The organism is Paenibacillus sp. y28 (assembly GCF_037137075.1).
In the GTDB taxonomy this organism is placed as follows: Bacteria; Bacillota; Bacilli; order Paenibacillales; family NBRC-103111; genus JBBBNV01.
Genome location: NZ_JBBBNV010000014.1, coordinates 54,481 through 77,748 on the forward strand (window position 1 = coordinate 54,481; position 23,268 = coordinate 77,748).

Consider the following 23,268-nt stretch of genomic DNA (forward strand, 5'->3'; position numbering starts at 1 on the left):
CTGTTGCCTCCCGGATGCTAGATGCCGACTGAAGCCGGCGCAGGGACCGCAGGCTGTGCTTCCGGCAATGCCGATGCCGCCTGCGCGCTGCCTGGTTCCTTATCCGCCGCAAGCGCTCCCCCCACCGGGCTGCTTTGTTTGATTTTCCGCGTTTCCCGAAGCATCAAAAGCGCGATGATAATGCATAGCACCGCCGTCATCATCAGATAATAGCCGATCTCCACCCAAAAATAACCGATGCTGCCTCCCCGGAAGCCCATACCCCGGATGAACCGGAACAGCCATGTAATCGGGAGCATATTGCTGACCACCTGAAGCGGACCCGGCAGCAAGAGCACCGCCACCTGTGTGCCCGAGAGCAGAAAGCTCGGGATGACAATCCCCATGATGCGTCCGCTTACTTTATCCGGACCGGTGGCGCTCCAGCCGACCAGCATGCCGAGCAGGGCTGAATTCACACTAAACAGCAGCAGAGGGATAAAAAACTCATGCGGCATCGCCTCAAACCGCATTCCGCCGACCTGCTTCAGCAGGCTCAAGGCCAGCAGCATGGAGGAGCTTGCCACAAAGGCATACGGCAGCAGCCGTAGCAGCAAGCCGACCGGGTGCGACAGCTCCCGCTGCAGCAGTCCTTCCTGGCGCAGCCTCGGTACCACGGATCCGGCCATCGAGGACAAGGTGCTGATAATCATCGAACAGACAAAGCCGATGACACTTACAGGAAGAAAATCGTTTGTCGGATTATACAATATCCGCTGTTGGAGATTAATCGGCAAGGCTGTGCCGCCGGCCGCATCATCGCCCAGCCCCATCGCCTTCAGCTTGCCCAGTGTTACAGCGGTGTTCTCTGTTGTAATGACCTCTGTAATCCCTGTCCTTAAGCCCGTTGTGGCGGAAGCGACCGTATTGTCGATGAAGAAGCCGATATTGCTCTGCTTCCCCTGATACCGGTTCTGCTCCAGCCCCTGCGGCAGATACAATACCGCCAAATAATGCTCATTATACAAAAGCGTATCCGGGCTTACCGCTGTATGGAAGACGTCCTTCACCTTCATGTACTGTGAAGCTTCGACATTCATGATCAGCTGCCGGCTGTAAACACTGTTGTCCTGATCAATGACGGCAATCGGAGCCTCATTAATCTGATTGTTGCTGAACACATAACCGAAAATAAGCGAGCCAATAATCGGCAGCAAAATCAACACTGCAATTTGCTTTCCCTTCGCCAAAAAGCGCCATTCATCGAGAAATGAATTCATTTACGTTCACCTCGGCCGTCATTCCCGGCAGCAGCTGCGGCTGCGAGCTGTCCGCATCCACATAGACGCGCACCTGGAACATATTCAAATCGCTGAGCCCTTTATCCCGGCTCATCCGAAGACTGGCGAATTGCGGAGCCGCCGTGACATATTTAATCGTCCCGGGCACCTGTTGATCCAGCGATACGATCCGCGTCGGTACCTCGCCGCCGGCCTGGAACGCATGGACCTGTGCTTCGCTGACATAGATGTCATAGTACACCTGACCGGTTTGGAGCAGCACGACCGGCGTGCCGGCCGAAACGTTCTCCCCCGCTTTGAGCGTTACCTTAATCACTTTGCCGTCCGCAGGAGCCTTCAGCGTCATACGTTCCTTCTGGTTTCGCAGGGCCTGGAGAGCAATTTGCTGCTGCTCCAGCTGCTTGTTTAAGGTCTCCAGTCCGATTTCCTGATTACGGATGTCCTCTCCGCCGAGCAGGGCTTGCTCCAGCCCCGCCTGGGCCTTCTCTGCGGTCAGCACAGCCTGCTGCTTCTCCTGCACGGTCGCCCCGTTAATCATTTTGTCGATCGCGACCTGCTGTTGATTTTTCGCGTTTTCCAATGTGTTTAGTTGGTTTTTTGCCGCTTCCATGGCGTCGCGCTGGTCCTTGGCCGACTTATTGCCGCCGTTCTGGTACGTTTCTTCCATGTTCAGCATCTGATTGTACAGCCTGAGCTGATGCGCGTAGGAATCCTCCGCGGCGGCCAGCGCCAGCTTCTGCTTGGCAATGTCCTCATCCCTTGCCCCTTGCAGCACCAGGTCCCGCGAAGCCTGCGCCTGCTCCACTGAAAGCTGCGCCTGCCTGGTGGCATTGCCAAGCTTATCCTTGGCAATTTGAATCGCATCGGCTGTTTGCCGGATCTTCACCTGAGCCAGCGCCAAATCCGCCTCCGACTTCGCAATTTGCAAATCCAGATCCGTCATATCCAATACCATTAGCGGATCGCCCTTTTTTACCTGCGTTTCTTCGGTAACAAGCGCCTGCACAACCTTGCCGGCCACCCCTTGGAAGGAGACATTCACCTGCTCCGCGGTCAAAATGCTGCTTTTTACCTCCGCGGCCTGTGTAACCGCATCCTTGCCCCCCAGGGCCATTAGCGTTCCGCCGGCCGCCAGCGTTATCAAGACGACCAGCAGCATGATTCTGCTCCGTTTCATCCCTCGTTCCCCTCTCTCCACTCCAAACATTCTCCGGCATCTTCTGCCGAAGCAGCCCGTTTCTCTAGCTCTTGTTTCAATTGCCCGGCCGGCGGATGACCGCTTAGCCGGACTGCTCAGCCGGGTAGGCTTCATACACATCCTGCTTATAGCCAATCCCCCGGAAAATAAACCGCACGACATTGACCACCTGCTCCTCGGGAGGGTTCAATGGAATATTGGTCAAAATGGCGATTTGCTGAATTTTGGGCAGCGCCATCAGATTAATAATAAACCGGCATGTATCATCCATCGTATCAATCTCGAAAACGCCCTGCTTCACTCCCGCTTCCAAAATAACCCGCAAATTCCGGCGCAGGCACATAATGAGCGGAATCATTTTTTCAAGGCGCGGGCTGTTCATCATCACTTCCTGCTGAAAAATCCGCATCAAATCCTGATTAGACAGAAAAAAACGGGATTGCTTTTCCACAAAGCGCTTCAGCTCCAGTACCGGCTCCTCTACCGGCTCGGGAATAATATCCTGGGTGAAATAAGTATCCACCAGCGCATAAAATACATTTTCCTTGCCTCCAAAATGATACGAGACAAGCGCCAGCGCCACCCCGGCCTCCTCGCAAATTTGCCGGACACTTGTGCCCTCATAACCGACCTCGGAAAACAGCTTCCGCGCCGCCTCCAAAATCTTCAGCTTGACATCTCTGGCTTCTGTTTGCTTTTTCACTTGCTCCGTCCCCTTTTTGGTTGCATTTTGCCAAATTATAACCTGTTTGTCACAGGAGTGACAAATCGTCCAAGCAGGGCAACGAGAAGCATGCAGCGGGATGTCACTCCTCCCTTCCATCTGCGCGGCCGGCAATACGGCAATACGGTGAATAAGCCTATTACAAATGAGAATTAATTTATTCGGACGTTCGTATAAATTGAACGTTCGTTTTGAACATATGTTCAAATTGGTTGGATTTAGTATACTCCCGCTTTCCCCATCTCGTCAAGCAGGATTTAACCATTTCGGTTTTGCGCTTCCGGTACTCCACGCGTTGAAGTTCCGGCTGCTTGAGAGCAGCAAGGAATCCATTTTCATACCAAAAAACAGCAGCTCCCCCTCACCAGGGCCTGTCCTTCGGACAAACGGATGAGGAAGCGCTGCTGTTTACATCTCTATCACCGGCGTTCGGATGCCGGATGCTTATCAGACTGTGAATCACGAGCTGCCTGGAGCGCATATAGCATCGCTCCTGCTTGCAGCCAGTTTTCCCTTGCGTTCAGCCGATGCTGCGGCGTCAAAATCCGCTTTCCGCACCGCGCGCAGCTCCCAGCGCGCGGTGTCTCGCTGCATGACGGCGGTCGGTCAGCCGCTGAAAACGCCGGGCGAGTGCTGACACTGCTCCCGCATACCCGGCTCCTTCTCCAGCGGCACAACCGGTATCACGGCTTGTTCCGGTTGTGCTGCTTGCCGCCCTTGCCCCGGTGAAAGGGGCGGTTCGGCTTGCCCTGCCGGGCGCCGGCAATATGAACGGATCGTTCCCCGTTCTGCTCGGGGTGCCCTGCGGCCGCCTGCGGCTGGCGCAAGTCGGCGCCAGCCGCTGCCGCACCGGCGCTGCCCGCCGGACTGCGCGGGGCGCTTGTCCCGCCCGGCCCGGGGGCAGCTCCCGATGCTGCCGCCGCGCTAGGCGCAGCCGCGCCCGCTGCCGGGCCGCTCCCGGCAGCGCCTCCCCGCAGCGGCGTGCCGCCCGGACCGCGCTGCGCCGCGGCCGGATGGCCTCCGGCCGCGCCCGAAGCGCCGCCGCCGCCGCTGCCGCCGGCAATGGGCCGCGACTGGCCCGGCGTCCAGCTCTTGTGGGCGCTGTCCGGGCCGCTCCGCAGCGGCTGGCTGCGTCCGCCGCCGGCCTGGCGCTGCGCTCCGCCGGCTCCCGGCGGGCGGCTCCCGGAGCCGCTGCGGCCATCGTAGCGGTTCCGGGAGCCGCTGCCGCCGCTGCCGCCCGGCCGCCCGCCGTGCTGCGGCCGGCCCGGGCGGCTGTCCTCGCGGCGGCCGGCTGACTCCGCCGCGCTGCGGCCCGCCGGCGGCCAGGACCGCTGCACCGCCGAGCGCTGGTTGTCGTGCTGCTTAATCCAGTGCCGCAGCCCCTTGCCGGCATACGGCTCATCCGCATAACGCGGCACCACGTGCAGGTGGGCGTGCGGCACCGTTTGCCCGCCCGCCGGACCGACATTCCAGCCGACCGTATAGCCATCCGGCCCCCATTCGCGGTCGAGCAGCTTTTTGACCTCATGCAGCAGGGAATAGGTCGCTTCCCATTCCTGCGGCGTCAGGTCATATACGGTCTCCCGGTGCTGCCGGGGTACAATGACGCCCGAGCCAAGCAGAACCTCCTGCGGCATCTGCAGGAACAAGCAGTAATCGTTTGCCAGGCGCACCTCGCTGCCCGCCTCGAGATTGGGCTCGCAAAACACGCAGCCCTTCACCTTATCGGCACGCCGGTCGCGGCCGGTAATAAGATGCGCAGGGCCCTGCGCCTCCTGCTCCAGCAGCCGGAGAATCCCGTCCGGGTACAGCGGCCTCGTGCGCAGCTTGGACAACGGGCGCCACACGAGCTTCACCGTGGAATGCTCGTTGTGCCACAGCGTCTCCTGCCGGCCCACCGGATCAATTAGCTGTGTGTAATGCAGCAGGGTAATGTGATGATGCTCTTTGCCATGGGAAAGGTAAAAGTGCTCGTTCACGACCATCAGCGATCCTACACTGACTCTGAGGTCGAATTCCTCCATCATTTCCCGTTCGATCGCTTCCGCAGTCGTCTCCCCATACTCGACCGTACCGCCGGGGAAACGGTAAAACGACTCATCGACGTCGCACTGCACCAAGGCGTACAGCTCGTCCGCCGCCCCGATGCCGCCGGCATCGGCGGCACCAGGTACAAGGGGTTCCGCGTGCGCACCGCCTTTTTGAGTGACGACCGCCGCCGCCCGCACTTTCGGATTCATAGATGTCCCCCTTTCTATCTGGCCTATCCACTTGCATTAACTATAACCTAAAAAATTTCCAATATCCAGCTTTGACTCGCTACGAAGGAAGCCGCGGCCGATTCATGGGGATGAGCGGGGAAAACACAGAAAAACGCCGGGAAATCTCCGTCATGGAGATTCCCCGGCGCGTCTCGGTCCGGGCGGCGGCAGTACCCTTCAGATCAGGCCAAACTTCGTACCAAGCCGCTCCGCCAGCTCGTCGTCGGACAGCGGATTGCGGTGTGTATTTTCCAAATAAATGTACTTTTCCGTCTCCGGCATCAAGTATTCCTTATACCAGAGGAAGAAATCAGGGCTGTCCCCATGCATCCGCAAAAAGCGGCGCAGCGTGTCCATGCTGCGTACGGTGCTCTCCACATTGGTCAGCCAGTCCGCCCGATAGAAATGCTCCCATTTGCCATGCTCGGCCCCCTCCATCGCCTGCTTCCCTTCAGCATAAGCCCGCATCGCCTGAGAAGCATGAACGAAGGCTTCCGCATAACGCCCTGCTTCATATGCGGCAAAGGCGCGGCACAGCCGGATAAACCCGCGGCAGCCGGACTCGTGCAGCAGAACGGGCAGCAGCAGCTGATCCGCCAGCCGCTGCCGATCCCGCGGCGAAAGCCGGGGCAGCAGCTCCTCGCACTTGGCCTTCAGCGACTGCCAGCCCGGCAGCGCCGCCTCGCAGCGCTGTCCGAACCAGGCGACCTGCCCGGCGAACGGCACAGTGCCTGTCGCCCACAGCAGGCCTTCATCGGCCTGTCCCGTTAGCCCCTGCAGCCAGTGGCCGACAATACGCCGGGCCGGATGATGATAAAACTCCTCTCCGGCGCGATCATCCGGATTCGGGCCATACGGCAGGCCTGCTTCGGCATACGCCTCGTACAGAGCGGCGATTTCCCCGGTATGGGACGTATACAGCCGACCGATGAATGCGTTCAAGTGCGCGCCCGTATCGGCAGCGCCATTCGTCCACAGCGCTGCTATCAAATCCAGCGGGTATAGATGCGGGCGGATGTTGCCGCTGTTCAGCAGTACATATTCGGAAGCGCCCGCCTCAAAGGCGGCTTCTACCTCGGCACGAAGAAAATCCGCTTCTACCGGAATCATCGTCAAATGATTCGATGCCTGCAGATCATGGAACGTCACGTGATAATAAATGCCGTGTTTGCCCGTATCCCCGGCAGCAGGCAGGGACGGCACGCGCAGGTTCAGGTTCCCTTGGCGGCGGGAAACCATTTTCCCATAGCCATTGTCCGCCCACACCTTAATCACATCGCCAGGCACCTCGATATGGCCTTCCTTGTACAGCTCGGCGATTTCCCCGTACAACGCGATGCAGCAAACCGGATCAGCCGCGGCTGCATGGACCATATCATACTGCTTGCGCACGACACGGCTAATGAGCGCCCCCCGCTTGGATGGGGTATCGAAGGCCGGATCGTTTTCCCAAAACGGCGCATCCCCTTGTCCGCGGAAGGACAGCACCCACACAAGCTTCTTATGCTTTTGCTTCTCAATTGCCTCCAGCCATAGCTGCTCGAACAGCTCCGGATGGGTTTTATAGCTCGCCGCCTTGCCCGGGTAGGCCCGGAGGAACATCTCCGCCCCCAGCGGCTCGGCATGGTGATGTGTTATCCACAGCCCCATCTCGGAGGCCAGGTCCCAATGGATGCCCGTTTTCGGAAGGTCGGTGCCGGGAATGACCATATTGCCCCCGCAGCGCAGCAGCGCCTCAAACACCGGCAGCCAGACCTCTCGGGTCGGCGGATAAGCTTCCTTCCAGCCAATCAGGCACACCTCATCATTTACAAACCAGCCCCGGTACCGGACCTTGGGCTGCGGGGAATCGTAGTCCCGACAAGGAATCTCGACGACACTGCGCCGGACAACCGGCAAATCGGCCCAAAACCAGAACGGATCCACACCCAAATAATAGCGGCTATAATGAAGCAAGCCATAAATGAGTCCCAAATCGTCCCGGCCCACGATATGAAGCACCGGCCTCTCCGGCAGTCTCTCGAACCGGAGCGAGAACGCCTCCGGGCGCTGCGGGCAGCTGTCCTCTGGTCCGGCATAGCGCACGACGATGTGCGCCGCCGTACGATCCAGCGTCATCTGAGGCGGCTCTCCGAATACTTTCGCATGGTCCCGGGCAATCATGTCCAGCGCATGACGAACGGCAGACGTCAGATTTTCAGGCAACAACAAGTAACAATCCTTTTGAATGCGCACGCAGGCTTCCGTGCTCTTTACGGTATCCATCCCGTCCACTCCCCTTAGACGTAAATCATGGCGCCGGAAGCACCCGGCGCCATAGTAGGCTTTAAGAATCATTTTCTCTTTATACTCATTCCAGGCATATTGATATGATACGATGCGATTCTTGCTGTAAGCTTCTATCGTGCTGCCGCTGCCTGGTTCATTTTTAGCTTCTTTCATTTTTGCTTCTTTCATTTTTAGCTGCTTACTTTTAGCTTCTTAAAGCTTCCTACTTCTTCGCAGCCGCATCGTATTCCTTCGCTTTTTTCATCAGCTCATCATAAGCCTGCTCCGGTGTCGCTTTACCGAACATCAGCTTCTCTACGATAACCTTATAGTCCTTCTTGAAATTCCCCCAGCCCTGCGGCTCCGCCACGAACGGCTGCGCATCCGGCGCGATCTTGTTGATAAACGCCAGCGATGTCTTGTCACTGTCGCCGAAGGATGGGGACAATGCGTCAACAACCTTTTTATTTCCCGGAATCCCGCGGGACAATCCGAGCAGCTTGCCGGCTTCCGCATCGTTAATGAACCAGTCGATGAATTTCTTGGCCTCTTCCTGATGCTTCGATTCCTTGTTCACGCTCCAGAACATTCCCGGCTTCAGCCAGCCGCCGGTTTGCTGCCCTTTCGGCAGCGAGACGAAGTCGAGCGCATTCGGCTTCAGTCCGGTAATAGAGCCGACCTGATTGGAGAAAATATGGCGAACCAGCGCAGCGCCGTTAATCACGCTGTCCAGCTTCGGATCAAGCTCCTTGTCGGTAACGGTCATGTCCGGCGGAGTCGTAATGCCCGCTTTTCGCAGCTCGTCCTGCTTTTTCATATATCCGAGCCAGGTGTCCTTGTCGATCGTCAGCTTGTTGTCGGTAAAGACCTGTCCTTTACCCTGGGACAGCTGGTATGCAGTATAATCGTACAAATCCGAGCTTTGGTCCACGAATACGTACTTATCACTGCCAAGCTTCGCTTTGGCTTCCTGGCCGAATTTGTAATAATCGTCCCAGGTCCAGCCGAATTCCGGCGCCTTCAAGCCGATTTTTTCAATGACCGACTTGTCGTATACCATGCCGAAAGCGGCGCTTCCGAGCGGCATCGCGTACAGCTTGCCGTTCACCTTCCCGGAATCGAGCAGCGCCTTATCCATATCCGCGACATTGATGCTGCCGAGATCCGCCAGCAAATTGCGGCCAACGTATTCGTTCAAATACGCCGCATCCATTTGAATAATATCCGGGGCATTGCGCGCCGCAAATTGAACGCCCAGCTTGTCAAAATAACCGTCCCAGCCCGAGAATTCGCTTTCAAAAGTGACGTTCGGATTTTTCTGGCTGTACAGGGCCAGTGCTTTCTGGGTTGCATCGTGGCGCTCCTGCGATCCCCACCAAACGATACGCAGCTTTACTGCATCGCCTGCCGCTGCAGTTGATGAATTCGTCCCGCTTTGAGCCGCGCCGCTATCCGGTTTCTCCGCTGCGCCGCCGCAGGCTGTCAATGAGGCGCCCATAACGAGCGACAGCAGCAGCGCCGTCCATTTCTTCTTCATGTCTCGTAAATCCCCTCTCCTTAATGTCGTTTCCATAACCAATAGTAGCCTCAGCCCCTGCCCAGGTATAGGAGGGAATCGAACAATCTTCTTTCAAAATGGATAACAAACGGCGTCCGTTTCCGCTGATTCGCCCCATTCTGCCGCTATTTTTTCATCAAATCACTCGGGTTGACCCCGCAGTATTTCTTGAACAGGGTGCTGAAATACGGCACGTTCTGATAGCCGACCTTCTCGGCGATTTCATAAATCAAATCGTTGCCCTCCAGCAGCAGCGCCTTTGCCTTTTCAATACGCACGCGAATCACATAGTTCATAAACGTCTCGCCCGTCATCCGTTTGAACAGCTGATTCAGGTAATTCTTGGAAATGTATAATTGACCGGCCAAATCCTCCAGTGTGATATCCTCGGCATAATGATCGTGAATGTACTGAATCATCGTTTCCACTGTTTTCTGATGCTTGCTGCTGACCGCCGGCTTGCGGGCCAGGCTGAGTTTCCTCACCTTCATGGAGAACCATTGCTCCAGCAGACGGCAGCTCGTAATGCCATCCAGCTCATACAACACAACCTGCTGGTCCACCTCTTCCATGCGCAAGCCGGTACGGGCCGTACAGTATTGAAAAATCGCCCAAATCTCGGCAGCCACAACCGGATAGTACAGCGGCGGCGCCTCTTCCTCCGGATTTGCCCGGCATCCGGCATACGCCAAAATCAAATCCAGCATCTCCTCAGCGCTGCCATCCTGCATAGCTCCCGACAAATCCTGGAAAAACCGGACCCGATCCGGGCGCACGGGGCCGGGCGTCGTTCCAGCCTCATCCGGCTGGCCTGTGCCATAGACAGCAATAGCGTCCCCGGCGCCAGCCGGCGAACGCATTTCCTGATAAAACAGCGCCTGAAACGCCTCATCCGCTGACGCCTTCAGCTCTGGCCATGCCTGCTTGACCCCGCCGATGCCGATGCGCACCTGCAGTCCGAGATAGCTTTGCAGGCAATCGGCAATTCGGCGGCAAAGGGCGGCGGCTCGTTCCGTCATTGCATCCTGGAGCATCTCCACAGGGGCATGGAGAAGAATCGCGGACTGATAGCCGTACAGCCACACGTAATCCGCTTGGGGCCATTCCCCTTGAATAAGCTCCTGCACGACGTTTGTCACCGCGAATTGAAACAAATTCCAGTCTGCAATAGAGAGGCCTTGAATTCGCTCCTTGCGGAGCACTTCTATAATGGCCGTCACATGCTGCTGCTGCGTCCAGCCCGCCTTGGCGGCCACCAGCTCCAGCCCCGGCTCATCGGCTTTGAGCGTACCGTTGACAAACGACACCATCCGCTCGCCGGCCAGCAGCCGCTCATACGTCTGCAGCGATTCCAGCAGCTCGCCCTGCTCCAGCTTCCGGGCATACGTCTCCTCCAGTGCTGCAATGGTGCGGAACAGCACCTCCCGGATTTGCTCCACTGTGCCCGGCTTGGTCAAATAATCCTCTACCCCCAGCCGGATCGCCTGGCGGGCATATTCGAAATCCGAATAGCCGCTTAATATAATAAACCGGCTCTCAATCCCTTCCGCCCGCAGCTGCTCGATCATTTCAATGCCGCTGATGCCCGGCATATACAAATCGGTCAGCACAATATCGGGCCGGGCGGACCGGACCAGCTCCAGCCCCTGCTCGCCGTCTATCGCCTCGCCGCTCCATTCGGCATCCAGCTCTTCCCAGGGGATAATCGCCTTTAACCCGCGCAGCACCTGAAAGTCATCATCCACGATCGCGATTTTCCACATGCTTCAATACTCCCTCCAGCGACTCTGCTTCTGTTCGTATCGGAAGCCGAATCAAAACCAGCGTCCCGCCCTCAGCCCGATTCGATAATTGAAAGCCGTAGCCCGGCCCAAACAGGGCCTCAATACGCTCCTGAACATTGCGCAGCCCGTGCCCGCCCTTCTTGCGCGTTGCGCTGTTCCAGTCCGGCTTCAAGCCTTTCCCGTTGTCACAAATGGCGATTTCCATCGCTCTGCCGTTCTGATATACGCGCACGGACAGTTCCGCATTGGGCTTGCCGTGAAAGCCGTGCACAAATGCATTTTCAATAAACGGCTGCAGCAGCACCTTGGGCATCCTCCCGTGCCGCAGCCCTTCCTCCACCTCAATCGTATACATGAGCCGGTTCTCCCACCGGATCTGCTGGAACTGCAGGTAGCTTCGGATATGGGACACCTCTTCATGAACCGTCACCAGGCTGTCTGAATTGGACAGCGCCAGGCGGAACATGGCCGCAATGTGAGAGAGCATGCTGCTGATTTTGCTCTGTCCCGCTTCAATCGCGGCCCAATTGATTTGATCGAGGGTGTTGTATAAAAAATGAGGGTTAATCATCATCTGCAGCGACTTGAGTTCAGCCGCCCGCTGCCGCTGATACTGGGTCTCGAGAGAAGCGTACAGCTCCTCAATCCGCGTCGTTAATTTACGGTAGCCCTGAAACATCCCGCCGAATTCATTCCGGTAATCTGCCGGCAGGTCGTCCTGCTTCACACCCGGCGAGTAGGAATTCATAGCGCGGAGCAGCTGCCGAATCGGCCGCATCAGCTGCTTCGCCCAAATAACCGAAGCCAGCAGGATAAGAAGTATCGCCGATAACCCCAGCAGCAGAAACCGGTGCGCCATCGTCAAGCTGCCTTGCGTCATCTGCTTCCAGGAGGTCAGCTCCACCAGTGTCCAGCGCGAGTCGGCCGACCTCGACCAGACGAAGAATTGATCCCCCAGCCGCATGGACCCGGTCTGCCCCTGCTCCAGCATGCCAAGCAGCCTCGGCCCCATAAAATCCGCGCCGCCGGTATGCGTAATCTGCTTGCCGGTCGTGTCCAGCAGGGCGATGCGCGACTGCTGCCCTTCTGTGGCAATCAAAGCCTGAAACGCCGAAACCCGGATATTCATCACCAACAAGGCATAATACTGATTGGAGTTGTTATAAACCTTGCGGGCAAAGCTGATGACAGGCATGCTGCCGTTGTTTGTTTCAATGACATGCTCGCCAAGCCAGGCGTAGTCGGAATCCTTAATATCCCTATACCAGGCCTCCCCGGGAATTTGCTCCATCTCGACAAACCGGACCGGCCCCTGCAAATCGTGCACAAATGGGTCATTCATGTAAAAATGAATGGACTGAATAATCGGCGTGCCGTAGACAAAATAATTCAGCTGGGTTACCATTTCCGACTGTACCCGCAGCTTGTCGTAGGCATCCCCGTTTTGCAGACGGCTATATAGCACATCGAAATTTTTGGCGGCGGTATTCGAGGTTTGCTCAATGCCAATCAGACTCGTATTCAGCTTTTTATTCAGCTCGTTCAGCACCCGCTGCTGATAATAGGACGTCGTCTGGGCAATTTCCCCCGAGCTGCTGCTGTAGCCAATCCCGATGACAACCGCAAACAAAACCGCGATAAAGCCGGCAAAGCTGAAAAAAAACACCGCGTCGATCCGGTAGCTTTTAAACGGATTATTCCACATCCTGGCCCTCCTCCCCCAATTCCCGCATAGCCGTCTGCGGCCGCGCAGGACCGCCTGCTCTCACCGCTGCTGCACACCCGCTCCGTTTTTGATTTCCTTTTTTTATCCCCCTTTTTTACAACACTTCTAAAATTCCGGTAAAAAGTGCTGTCTACGGCCGGGATAGGACTCCGCTCGCTGTTCCAGCCAGATTTTTTTCATTTGAAGCTGAGGATGTAGTGTAAAAATCCAGCTGCAAAGGCGACCGCTGCCGCTGTTCCACCCTATCCTGTCCTCCGGCTGTTTTTATTCACCGCCCGGCTCCATCCGCTGTACCAAGCCAAAGCTTGTTTATGTTCAAATCATTCCTCCTAAAAGCCTTCCTGCACAGAGAACCTCTGCAGGCCGCAACCGGTTACAAAAAACAGGAAGCCTCGCCTTTTCAGCTTGCTCCCGTCCTGTTTGCAGCTCGTGACGCTTTTTTGCGCCATAACAGCAAAGCAAAGCCGCGGATACCCGCAGCTTCGCCCTGAAGTTACACTACATTCTAGCCCTTGAGCGCCCCCGAAGCAATCCCTTCGACGAAATGCTTCTGGGCCATGAAGAAAATAACAACGGCCGGAATGACGGATACCAGCGACATGGCAAGCATTTGCCCCCACGGAATCGTGCCCTGGGAATCGATAAACAGCTTCAGCGCCAGGTTGACCGTATATTTATCGACCGAGTTAATGTAGAGCAGCTGCCCGAAGAAATCGTCCCAGTTCCACAGGAAGCAGTAAATCATTACCGTCACCAGCGCCGGCTTCGTCAGAGGCAGCACGATACGCAGGTAAATACCGAACCAGGAGCAGCCGTCTATTTTGGCGGACTCGTCCAGCTCCTTCGGAATCGAGCGGATAAACTGGATAATCAAATACACGAAGAACGAGCCGCCAATCCCGCCCGCCAGCAGATGCGGAATATAGAACGGGAGGTACGTATTAATCCAGTTCAGCTTGTTGAACAAAATGTACTGCGGAACAATCGTGACCTGAGTCGGCAGCATCAAGGTGACCATCAAAATCGCAAACCACAGCTTGCGTAGCGGGAAGTCCAGCCGGGCAAACGCGAAGGCGACAAGACTGCAGGAAATGACGCTGGTGAACAGCACACCGATAATAAGCTCAAAGGTATTGAGATAGAAGGTTGTAAAGCTGTAATTCGGTACGGAAATCCAGCCTTCCATATAGTTGGACCACTGCGGTGCTTCGGGAAACAGGTTCGGGGATTTCATCTCCGCGTTCGTTTTCAAGGAGGCGCCTACCCACCAGAAGACCGGATACATCATCAGCACGCTGACGACGATGAGCAGAATGTGGGTTAAATACGTTTTACGATTCGTCACTTTTGTTTGCCTCCTTGCGTTTCATAGAACACCCAATATTTCGAGGTTGCGAAGATGACCGCCGTCACCAGACCGATAATGACCAGCAATATCCAGGCCAGCGAGGAAGCATAACCCATTTGGAATTTGGAGAACGCCCGTTCATATAAGTACATGACATAGACGAAGGTCGAATTCACCGGCCCGCCGTTCGTGACGATGAAGGCCTGGGTAAACATTTGGAACGAATTAATCGTCTGCAGCACGAAATTAAACAAAATAATCGGCGACAGCATCGGCAGTGTAATGACGAAGAACTGCCGGATTTTGCTGGCCCCGTCGACGGACGACGCCTCGTACAAATCCTTGGAAATTTGCTTCAGTCCAGCCAGAAAAATAATCATGGACGAGCCGAACTGCCAGGCGACAAGCAGCACCAGCGTGCCGAGCGCCGTGCTCGGGTCGGCAATCCAGGCTTTGCCTTCAATGCCGATCAGCGCCAGGGCTTGATTAATAAAGCCATCTTTGCTAAAAATGTTTTTCCACAAAATCGAAACTGCAATCGACGTGCCAATGAGGGATGGAAAATAAATCATCGTCCGGTAAAACGAAATCCCTTTGATGCTCCGGTTGAGCAGCACCGCCACCAGCAGCGCGGAAATCAGCTTCATCGGAACGGACAGGACGACGAACAGCAGTGTCACCTGTAATGAATCGCGAAACGTATCGTCCTCGGTGAGGATGTACTTGTAGTTGTCAATCCCCGTCCAGCGCGGAGCATCGAGAAGCGAATAGTTGGTGAATGAATAGTAAAACGACATTAAAATCGGACCCAGCGTCAGAAGCAAAAAGCCGATTAACCACGGGGATAAAAACAAATACCCGGCCACTGGAGATTCCCAGCGTTTCAAAAATGACCATTTCCTGCGCTTCTTCACGGATGCCGCGCCACCGCCTCGCACAACTGTTTGACTCATGCCTTCTTCCACTCCCAATCTTGTTTCCAGGTGTAATCTGAATTGTTAAGGTCATTATATAATCCGCATGCATCGGGTTACATTAGGAAACGAATCAACTTCTTTCACTATCGATCAAACCGGATGAACGGGCTTCGCCGGACTAAAAATCCGGTGAAAAAGCAGCTGCCTCCAGACGGGATCAGGCTTCGCTCGTTGTTGCATCCAGATTTTTTCCATTTAAAGCCTCATGTTTATTGTAAAAATCCGTCTGCAAAGGCGACCGCTTCCGCTGCTCCTCCCCATCCCGTCCTCCAGCCTCTTTTTTACTGAACTTATATAAGTTCATTTAGAAGCCCGGTGAAAAAGCAGTTGCCTAGGTCGAGATACGGTTCCGCTCGCCGTTCCAGACAGATCCGATATGGTTTTTAAGTATCGGGTCGGCCTATGCATAAAAAAAGCATCCCATACCACAGTAGTAACCATGGTATCGGGATGCCTTTTTACAAATCGGAACGCCGCGAATTATTGATTCATCATCCGGTACACCATGACCGCCGCCTGCGCGCGCGTCAGCTGCACCTTGGGATGAATCGCTCCGTCATAGCCGCCCACAATGCCTGAGCTGGCCAGAGCGGCGACACTTTGGGCCGCATAGTCTGAAATCTCTGCCGCATCTTCAAATGATTCCAGCTGCGCATTTTGGCTTGGCTTCAGCCTCCCGGCCGCCTGCAGCGCGCGGGCGGTAAGCACCATCGTGTCCTCACGCGTAATGCCAAGCTGCGGCTCAAACCGGTTATTCCCCGCGCCGGCCGTTATACCCAGCGCCCGCGCCGTCCGGACAGCGTTGTAGTAATAATCGGATGTATCTACATCTGCGAACGCGTCTGTCTCCGAAGCTGCTTCCAACTGCAGCGCCCTTACCAGCATCACAAGAAAATCTGCGCGGGAAACGGTTTGCTCCGGGCTGAAGGCTGCTTCGGACGTGCCATTGACTACTCCTTTTGAAGCCAGCACCTCAATCGGCTTTTGGGCCCATTCGAGCGCTTGAATATCAGGGAAGCTTTTCTTGACAAAAGCAACCGCATACCGGCTGAAATGGTTCGCTGTAAACGTCACCTGGCCGCTGGCTGCCTCATAATGCCCGCTCGGGACAGGAACGATGCCGCCCGATTTGTCCACATACCAGACCACGATATGCTCCGACTCCGCCAGCTCCTCTGCTGCCGGTGTATACGGAATCAAAACAGTAACCGGCGCATTCGGGTTGCTCCAGCCGATCGATTGTCCGCCGGCCAGCGCCTCCAAATCAACCGCAGGACGGGTGCCGATATACGCACGGTCTTCCGCAGCGGCTTGGCTCAAATCCGCCGGTTTGATTTGAATCTCGATGTTATCCGCCGGAATGGTCCGGTCTGCCTGGATCATATTGCTTGGCAAAATGACTGCAGCCAGCGGAGTTTGAATTTCGATGCTGTATTCGTTCACGGCGTTCATCACAGCCGCTGCCGGAATGAACAGCGCTGAAGCTGCTGTACTGCTGTTTGACGGCACAACCAGCTTCACCTGCTTCACGCCCTGAGGTCCTGCCTCTGCCTGCTGAAGCGCTTTGGCCAGCAGCTCCGCAGTCAGGACCGGAACTGCCGCGCTTCCGTTCTCAGCCAGTGGCAAGGTAACTGTAATGTTGCCTTCCGCATCCAGTACAAGCTCCGGGGCTTCCTCCGCCGTTCCTGCCGGTTCTGTCGGTTCCGCCGGAGCGGCTCCCCCACTTCCAGCAGAAGTAGAGCCGGACGAAGCTCCCGATCTGTCCTTCGTAATTTGCAGGGACCGGAATGCTTGAAGCGCTTGATCCAGCGCCTGCATAGCTGCATCGACCGCCGCTTGGTCCGCCGATTCATCATCGGCCGTTTGCTGCGCTGCCGCTATGGCAGCCGCCAAAACCGCCTTGGAGCCGGCCGGATACTGGCCTTTTCGACTGCCCTCTACGGCTGCTTCCACAGTCGCCTGGACAGCAGTAATTTTGCTGTTCAATCTCGTTTTATCCACAGTTTCCGGCTCAGGATTTGGCACCTCAATGAGCAGCACATGCTCTGCCGGTGCAGCCTGGAACGACTCCTGCCAGCCATTGGTCAGTTCGACAGGTCCGGCGGTTATCACCGTTTGGCCAGCCGCCGGGGAAGCCTTCACCTTCCACAACAGCTTCAGCAAATCGCTAGAACCGGTAACTGCAAAGCCCGGACCGTCACTTTGCTGCTTAATCAGCACCTGGCCTTCGCCCTGCTGCTCCTTCTTCTCCAGCGTCCATCCCGGCTTCAGCGATTCAGCGCCTGTGAATTCCAGCACTTCCGGATTAAATGTCACTATCAGCTGCTGGGCATACACGGCACCGTATACGCTGGAAGACACATTAACCAGCGAGAAGGTCGAGTCGAAGCCAGCGTCAGGCACCGCACGATCGATGCCGTTTAATTTGGCGACAGGGCCGTTCGCTGCCAACATCAGATCGATGCCATCCGTAGTCTGCCCCGCGACCACATTCACCCCTTGGGCCGAGCCGGCGTCATAGCCCGCCTTGTTGGCAGTAACTGTATAGCCCGCTCCCGGCGGCAGACCGGCAAGCACATAGCCTCCCTCCGCGCCGGAGGCGGCCGAATAAGTCTGGCCGTTAATCACCGTATTTACGTTTGCGCCAAATAGCGGGGTGCCCGTACCGTCTTTTACCGTACCAGCAATTCGCCCGAAGGGACTCAGGCCTCGATGGACAGTCACCGTATACGTCGTATTCGCCGTTCCGTCCTGAGAAATCACGACAATCTGAAGCAAATTGCTCCCTTCCGCCAGATCCAGGCTGGCGGATGCATAGCCGCTCTGCACCGGCTTGCCCTGAACTCTGATGTCTGCCAGGGGATTCACCGCCGTCGGCGTCAATGTCATGCGCTCCACCTCATACGGCACACTTACCGTATAGTCCAGCTGGCCGGAAGCAAACACGGGCTCCAGGCTCCCGCTGCTGATTGCCAGCCCCTTCAGGTCGGATACAACCTCCATGGACAGCCGGTTTACAGTAACCGTATAGGTTTTGACCGTAACTCCGTCCTCTGCCGTGACTACGATGGAAATATCGGTCTGATCTTCTGTCAGCTCAACCGGTGCAGCAGGCTGGCCGCTGACTGCCGCATTGCCGGAAACCATAATGGATTTCGCGTAAGGGCTGAACGCAGTGGGCGTCAAAATGACACTCTCCGTCTCACTGGACACATTCACTGTATAGTGTGTATCATCCAGCCGCTGCAGCTCTCCGCCGTCCATGGCCAAGCCTGCCAAATTGGCATCATTTATATCATAGGCATAGCCTTGAATCACCTTGATATTATCCACATGCACGCTGCCGTAGTTCGAGCTGTTCGCATAGAACATGATGCTCGAAATATCGGGCATATCGCGCCGGAACGTGGCGTTCTTATAAATCTGCTCCCCGTCCACGTACAAATCAAAGGTTTGCGTCTCTGTATTGATGACAAAACGCAAATGATACCATTGGTTCAGGTTATAGCCCTGCACTTCGGTATCCGTCGTCCCCTTGTATACGCGGATTTTGTTCTTGCTGAAGGCTGCGCTGATACCCGGCGCGCTGCTGCTTCCGCTGCCGTAAATATAGGGCACAGACATCCAGTTTGCGGAGGAGGTGCTTGCCGTATCATTGCGCATCACGTCCTCCTCGATGGTGATAATCCCTTTTAGCGGCTTGACGAATGATTGAGTGACGCTTGTTGATCCGCTATTGCTGCTGCGCGTGATGAGCATGCTTTTGTCCGCCGCATCCGGTACTGGCGCGATTTGGATGCTGCCGCCGGACGGGCTTACAGTCAGCCCTCCCGTCGAACTGAAAGCGCCGGTCGCGTAATCATTAAAATGATGCACAAACTTGTAGTCAGCCACATGATTGGCCACAAGCAGCTTGCCTGCATTGGTTGTATTGTCCGGTGTAACCGACAGATTCTCCTTGACGGCGCTGTGGTAGCCCGAATGGCTGACCGTAACCGTATAGCCGTCTCCGATCGGAACATTCGGCACAATAAAGCTGCCATCGGCCTCCGATACTGCCGACGCAAGCGTCTCGGCTCCGTTCGTCACCACAATTGATGCGCCTGCGAGGGCCTCCGCCTTTTCATCCATGACCTGTCCGCTGATTTTTCCGACCGGGCTGTTGGAAATGACGGTCAGGCTCTGGGTTGTCGTGTTCGATCCGGTAATGCTGATCTGTGCCGTTCCCGGGATATAGCCGTTTTTGGAGGCAGTCAGCGTGGCATTGTCGGCAAAAGGGACGCCGTTGATAACATAAAGACCGGTAGCATCGGTCACACTCGCGGCCGGGTAAGAAGTCCCGTTAACCTCTACCGATACAGCCGCCCCGCTGACCGGCCTGCCTACGCCATCCAACACCTTGCCGTTAACGGATTCGGTGGTGCTGCCCGGCGACGTATAGTACTCGAACGCCCCGATATCCGCCTGCCCGTTATACAGCGGCTGCCCGGCGTAATCCTTGGCGCCGTTGTCCGGCATCGTCAGGCCGGCGTTAATGAGCTGTGAGCCGGATTGAACCTGAAAGCCCAGCACCGCATCCAGCTGCGGGCCGGTTTGCTCTGTACCGGAGGCTCCTGCCACCGGATTTACGAATTTCGGATCGACCGTCAGCGCTTTCGTATCCATGGCCGGAATTAACAGCCCTGTGCCGTAATAGTTGTTGTTTTCGTAGAAGGTCGTATTGCTCGTCGTAATCGTCGCATTGGCCCTCGTCGAATAAATATTGTTGTTTTTTATGTAATACTTCGCATTCAACGATGAACCGTAGCCGTAAATTAAATAATTGCTTTTATCATTATAAATCGTATTGTTATACACCTCGGCCGTCGCAGCGGAATCCGAGTGCAAATAAATCGGATACCGGGTGTTGCTCTTGATCAGGTTGTAGCGCACCACGGTATCGCCGAACGAAAACTGGCACAACAAAATCCCGTCGCCGTTATCGTGGACATAGTTGTACTGAATCAGCATTCGGGTCGTGCCTTTATCCGGGTCAATCCCGTTAGAGTCCGCGCCGCCTGCCTTCTTCGTGGTCTCATACACTTCGTTGTACTGAATCGTAATATCATCCGCATAATACGTTTCAATCCCGGAGGTGCCTGCCTGATGCACCACATTGCGCTCGACCATCGCCCCCCGGATGTTCGTCAAATACATGCCATTGCAGCCATATTCGGTATTCCCCTGGTTAATATAGTTGTTGCGAATCACAATGTTCGTATGGGGGGTGAACTTCGGATCGCTGGCATTATTTCTCGTTCCCCAGCCGGTAGACACCGCAATGGTGTTTCCGTCCGCATCCTTGCCGTCGCCGGTATACTGCTTAAAAATAATCCCGGCAAACGAGGTGTTCTTAACCGTTGAATTCTCAATCACGACATCGTTTATCGTCGTAGCCTGATCGGGCGGGTTATGAATATCCGGCACCGTTGTGTTGAATACGATTCCTCCGGTATTTTTGGACCCGTCCCATCCCGTCTTGAACCGGATTCCCGGCTCCGGCGGATTGGCGGGAGTTCCGCTAATCCAGGCGATTTCTCCGGTAACATCGTGCACATCGACGCCGCTAATCCGGAAATAATCCAGCTGCTGGCTGTTATCTCCGGCGATATGAATTCCCCGGTAATCGTCCAGATTCTCCCCCGGTGTCGCAGTCGCAGGGGCCGCATTGGATACATCCAGGTTATGAATTTCCCAATATTCCTGGTTAAACAGAAGCACGGCATCGCTCACGAGGCCCTGCCCTTCGATTTTGGGCTTGGCCCCTGATCCGTACTGATCGATAATAATTGGCTGACCGTCGCTGCCCGAGCCCTTGGGCCACAGCTGTCCGGTCCAGCTTTGACCGCTCCTCAGCAAAATCCGGTCCCCAGGCTGAAAGGTGGTGGCATTCACCTTATCCAATGTTCTCCACGCCGCAGCCTCCATTGTTCCTGCATTATTGTCATTGCCGCTTGCGGCGTCCACGTAGTACGTAGTACCGGTTCCCGCACCAGCTGATGCGATACCCGCTGGCAGCCATGCCGACAGCATACTTAGCATAAACACAGTAACCATGAACAATGAAGTCCATTTCTTGCCCCTCTCTTGCAGTCTTCTAACCACGTGTATTCCCCTTCCTCCGCACGAATACGCTTTCATTTAATAAGACAGAACTCATTATAAAGAGCGCGGAGGACGAAACGTAAGTAGGGAATTGAACAAACTTGTTTCACTATTCATCACATCAGGCGGATCGCGCACCTTTGTTCGGCCTTGAACCGGTCCTTTTTTATTTTCTTCTGCATCCTTTTGAATTCTTATAATATATAGATCAAAAAAGGACAGGCCATCGCCTGTCCTTCCGTTTTGCCTCTAAGGCTTATTATTCCTGGCGGAATGATTACAGCAGATCCTTCGTCGGAGCCGGGTCCATGTCGGAGTAAACCTTGTTCTCGCCGCCCATGCCCCAGATGAACGTATAGTTGCTGGTGCCGACGCCGGAGTGGATCGACCAGCTTGGGGAAATAACCGCCTGCTCATTGCGCACGATCAGGTGGCGGGTTTCCTGCGGCTCACCCATCAGGTGAATAACCGCTTGATCTTCCGGAAGATCGAAGTAGATGTAAACCTCCGAACGGCGGTTATGCACGTGGGACGGCATCGTGTTCCACATGTTGCCCGGCTTCAGGAAGGTCATCCCCATGACGAGCTGGCAGCTTTGTACGCCTTCGTCATGAATATATTTGCAGATGACGCGCTCGTTCGAGGTTTCGATCGAGCCGAGGTGCGTCGGGGACGCATCCGCTTGCGCGATTTTGGCGGTCGGGAATTGGCGGTGTGCCGTGACGGACAGCAGGTAAAAACGGGCCGGATTAGCCGGGTCAGCGCTTTTGAACAGCACTTCTTTATTGCCAAGACCGACGTACAGGCCGTCTTTGTTATCCAGCTCGTACTCCGTGCCCTCAACGATAACGCTTCCTTTGGCGCCAATGTTAATAATGCCCAGCTCACGGCGCTCCAGGAAATAATCGACGCCGATTACTTTTTTATTGGTTTCCAGCTGTAAAGGCTCGTTTGTCGGAACTGCGCCGCCGACTACGTAGCGCTCTACGTGCGTGTAAGCAAGGTTAATTTGTCCGGTTTGGAACAAGCCTTCCAGCAAAAACTCTTTTCTCAAGCGGGTTGTGTCATACGCTCTCATATCAACCGGATGTGCACCATAACGAATTTCCATGATTTCGTAGTTCCTCCTTCAAGTTCGGAATTCCTTGGATCATCCCATTCATCGTACCACAAAACAGCGGACAAGTTCCACTGCACACGTGAAAATAAGTGTTTTCATCGCACCCTACACCCTGGCTTCCTTCCTCTCGCGTCGGTACTCGGATGGCGTCTGCGCCGTGAAGCGCTTAAACGTATTGCTGAAATACGACAAGTCGGCATAGCCGAGCCGATCGGCGATTTCGGATATCCGCAGGGACGTGCAGACAAGCAGCCGCTTCGCCTCCTCCATCCGCAGAGCAAGGACATAATCGACGAAGTTGACCTTCATCTGCTGCTTAAACAGCTGGCTCAAATAGCTGGGGTTCAAATGAACCCGCGCTGCCGCCTCCTGCAGTGTCACGTCGCCGGGCAGCCGGTCCCGGATATAGCGGATGACCTGCTCTACGGCGCTCAGCTCCGAGCTGTCTGCAGCCCCTGCCGCGGGACGATGCTCTGCGGGAGGCTCCTGCGTCCTGCTGCGAAGCCATTTGGTCAGGCAGGCTGCCATGTCCTCCACCTCTACAGGCTTGAGCAAATAATCGAACACGCCGCAGCGGAGGGCCGCCTGCACATAGGCAAACTCATCATACCCGCTAATCACAATGATGCCCTGCTCCTTGCCTTGCTCCCTCAGCTGCCGCACAAAAGTAATGCCATCCATAACGGGCATCCGTACATCGGTCAGCACCAGATCAGCCTCATGGCCTTTTAGCCAGTCCAGCGCCTCCAGTCCGTTCCCGCATTCCATGGCGATCTCAAGCGGAAGACCCGTCTTCTCCAGCACATGCCGAATGGAAGTCCGTATCCACCGTTCATCATCTACAAGCAGGACCTTGTGCATTGGATTTCCTCCGTTCGTT

The 23,268-nt window shown here is 55.7% G+C and carries 13 protein-coding genes; all 13 read right to left on the reverse strand.

All coding sequences use genetic code 11. The features are described from left to right. Positions 1-17: 17 nt before the first annotated feature. Positions 18-1,259, reverse strand: a complete 1,242-nt coding sequence (locus WBG83_RS12945) for an ABC transporter permease (RefSeq protein ID WP_336745489.1) — start codon at positions 1,257-1,259, stop codon at positions 18-20. Then, on the reverse strand, positions 1,240-2,457 hold the full coding sequence (locus tag WBG83_RS12950; RefSeq protein ID WP_336745490.1) for an HlyD family secretion protein: 1,218 nt from the start codon (positions 2,455-2,457) through the stop codon (positions 1,240-1,242). The genes WBG83_RS12945 and WBG83_RS12950 overlap by 20 nt, the downstream gene beginning before the upstream one ends. A gap of 103 nt (positions 2,458-2,560) precedes the next feature. Continuing rightward, a complete protein-coding gene (locus WBG83_RS12955) occupies positions 2,561-3,181 on the reverse strand; it encodes a TetR/AcrR family transcriptional regulator (protein ID WP_336745491.1) in 621 nt (206 codons plus the stop codon). A 704-nt stretch (positions 3,182-3,885) separates the two neighbouring features. Continuing rightward, the gene (locus tag WBG83_RS12960; RefSeq protein ID WP_336745492.1) at positions 3,886-5,442 is read right to left on the reverse strand and encodes an HIT domain-containing protein; all 1,557 of its coding nucleotides are present in this window, start codon (positions 5,440-5,442) and stop codon (positions 3,886-3,888) included. Positions 5,443-5,640: 198 nt separating this feature from the next. Next, positions 5,641-7,728: a glycosyl hydrolase 115 family protein gene (locus WBG83_RS12965; RefSeq protein ID WP_336745493.1), complete on the reverse strand. Its 2,088-nt coding sequence runs from the start codon at positions 7,726-7,728 to the stop codon at positions 5,641-5,643. A gap of 226 nt (positions 7,729-7,954) precedes the next feature. Next, the gene (locus WBG83_RS12970) at positions 7,955-9,268 is read right to left on the reverse strand and encodes an ABC transporter substrate-binding protein (RefSeq protein ID WP_336745494.1); all 1,314 of its coding nucleotides are present in this window, start codon (positions 9,266-9,268) and stop codon (positions 7,955-7,957) included. 146 nt (positions 9,269-9,414) lie between these two features. Then, positions 9,415-11,052 carry a response regulator transcription factor gene (locus tag WBG83_RS12975; protein WP_336745495.1) on the reverse strand — a complete coding sequence of 546 codons (1,638 nt, stop codon included), beginning with the start codon at positions 11,050-11,052 and terminating at the stop codon, positions 9,415-9,417. Further along, positions 11,027-12,778, reverse strand: a complete 1,752-nt coding sequence (locus WBG83_RS12980; protein ID WP_336745496.1) for a cache domain-containing sensor histidine kinase — start codon at positions 12,776-12,778, stop codon at positions 11,027-11,029. Before WBG83_RS12980 ends, WBG83_RS12975 begins: the two co-directional genes overlap by 26 nt. A 526-nt stretch (positions 12,779-13,304) precedes the next feature. After that, entirely contained in the window at positions 13,305-14,087 is a 783-nt protein-coding gene (locus WBG83_RS12985; RefSeq protein ID WP_336745551.1) for a carbohydrate ABC transporter permease, read from the reverse strand. A 53-nt stretch (positions 14,088-14,140) separates the two neighbouring features. Continuing rightward, positions 14,141-15,100, reverse strand: a complete 960-nt coding sequence (locus WBG83_RS12990; RefSeq protein ID WP_336745497.1) for a carbohydrate ABC transporter permease — start codon at positions 15,098-15,100, stop codon at positions 14,141-14,143. A 504-nt stretch (positions 15,101-15,604) separates the two neighbouring features. Then, on the reverse strand, positions 15,605-21,268 hold the full coding sequence (locus WBG83_RS12995) for a carboxypeptidase regulatory-like domain-containing protein (RefSeq protein ID WP_336745498.1): 5,664 nt from the start codon (positions 21,266-21,268) through the stop codon (positions 15,605-15,607). Between the two features lie 277 nt (positions 21,269-21,545). Continuing rightward, a complete protein-coding gene (gene kduI, locus WBG83_RS13000) occupies positions 21,546-22,379 on the reverse strand; it encodes a 5-dehydro-4-deoxy-D-glucuronate isomerase (RefSeq protein WP_336745499.1) in 834 nt (277 codons plus the stop codon). A gap of 114 nt (positions 22,380-22,493) precedes the next feature. Continuing rightward, positions 22,494-23,249, reverse strand: coding sequence for a response regulator transcription factor (locus tag WBG83_RS13005; RefSeq protein ID WP_336745500.1), 756 nt, complete (start codon positions 23,247-23,249; stop codon positions 22,494-22,496). Between the last annotated feature and the right edge of the window lie 19 nt (positions 23,250-23,268).

Excerpts from the sequence above, each read along its gene's own strand:
- WBG83_RS13005 (WP_336745500.1), bottom strand. The coding sequence starts at position 23,249 with ATGCACAAGGTCCTGCTTGTAGATGATGAACGGTGGATACGGACTTCC.
- WBG83_RS12965 (WP_336745493.1), bottom strand. The coding sequence starts at position 7,728 with ATGGATACCGTAAAGAGCACGGAAGCCTGCGTGCGCATTCAAAAGGAT.
- WBG83_RS12985 (WP_336745551.1), bottom strand. The coding sequence starts at position 14,087 with ATGATGTATCCGGTCTTCTGGTGGGTAGGCGCCTCCTTGAAAACGAAC.
- WBG83_RS12945 (WP_336745489.1), bottom strand. The coding sequence starts at position 1,259 with ATGAATTCATTTCTCGATGAATGGCGCTTTTTGGCGAAGGGAAAGCAA.
- WBG83_RS12975 (WP_336745495.1), bottom strand. The coding sequence starts at position 11,052 with ATGTGGAAAATCGCGATCGTGGATGATGACTTTCAGGTGCTGCGCGGG.
- WBG83_RS12950 (WP_336745490.1), bottom strand. The coding sequence starts at position 2,457 with ATGAAACGGAGCAGAATCATGCTGCTGGTCGTCTTGATAACGCTGGCG.
- WBG83_RS12990 (WP_336745497.1), bottom strand. The coding sequence starts at position 15,100 with ATGAGTCAAACAGTTGTGCGAGGCGGTGGCGCGGCATCCGTGAAGAAG.
- WBG83_RS12960 (WP_336745492.1), bottom strand. The coding sequence starts at position 5,442 with ATGAATCCGAAAGTGCGGGCGGCGGCGGTCGTCACTCAAAAAGGCGGT.
- WBG83_RS12980 (WP_336745496.1), bottom strand. The coding sequence starts at position 12,778 with ATGTGGAATAATCCGTTTAAAAGCTACCGGATCGACGCGGTGTTTTTT.
- kduI (WP_336745499.1), bottom strand. The coding sequence starts at position 22,379 with ATGGAAATTCGTTATGGTGCACATCCGGTTGATATGAGAGCGTATGAC.
- WBG83_RS12970 (WP_336745494.1), bottom strand. The coding sequence starts at position 9,268 with ATGAAGAAGAAATGGACGGCGCTGCTGCTGTCGCTCGTTATGGGCGCC.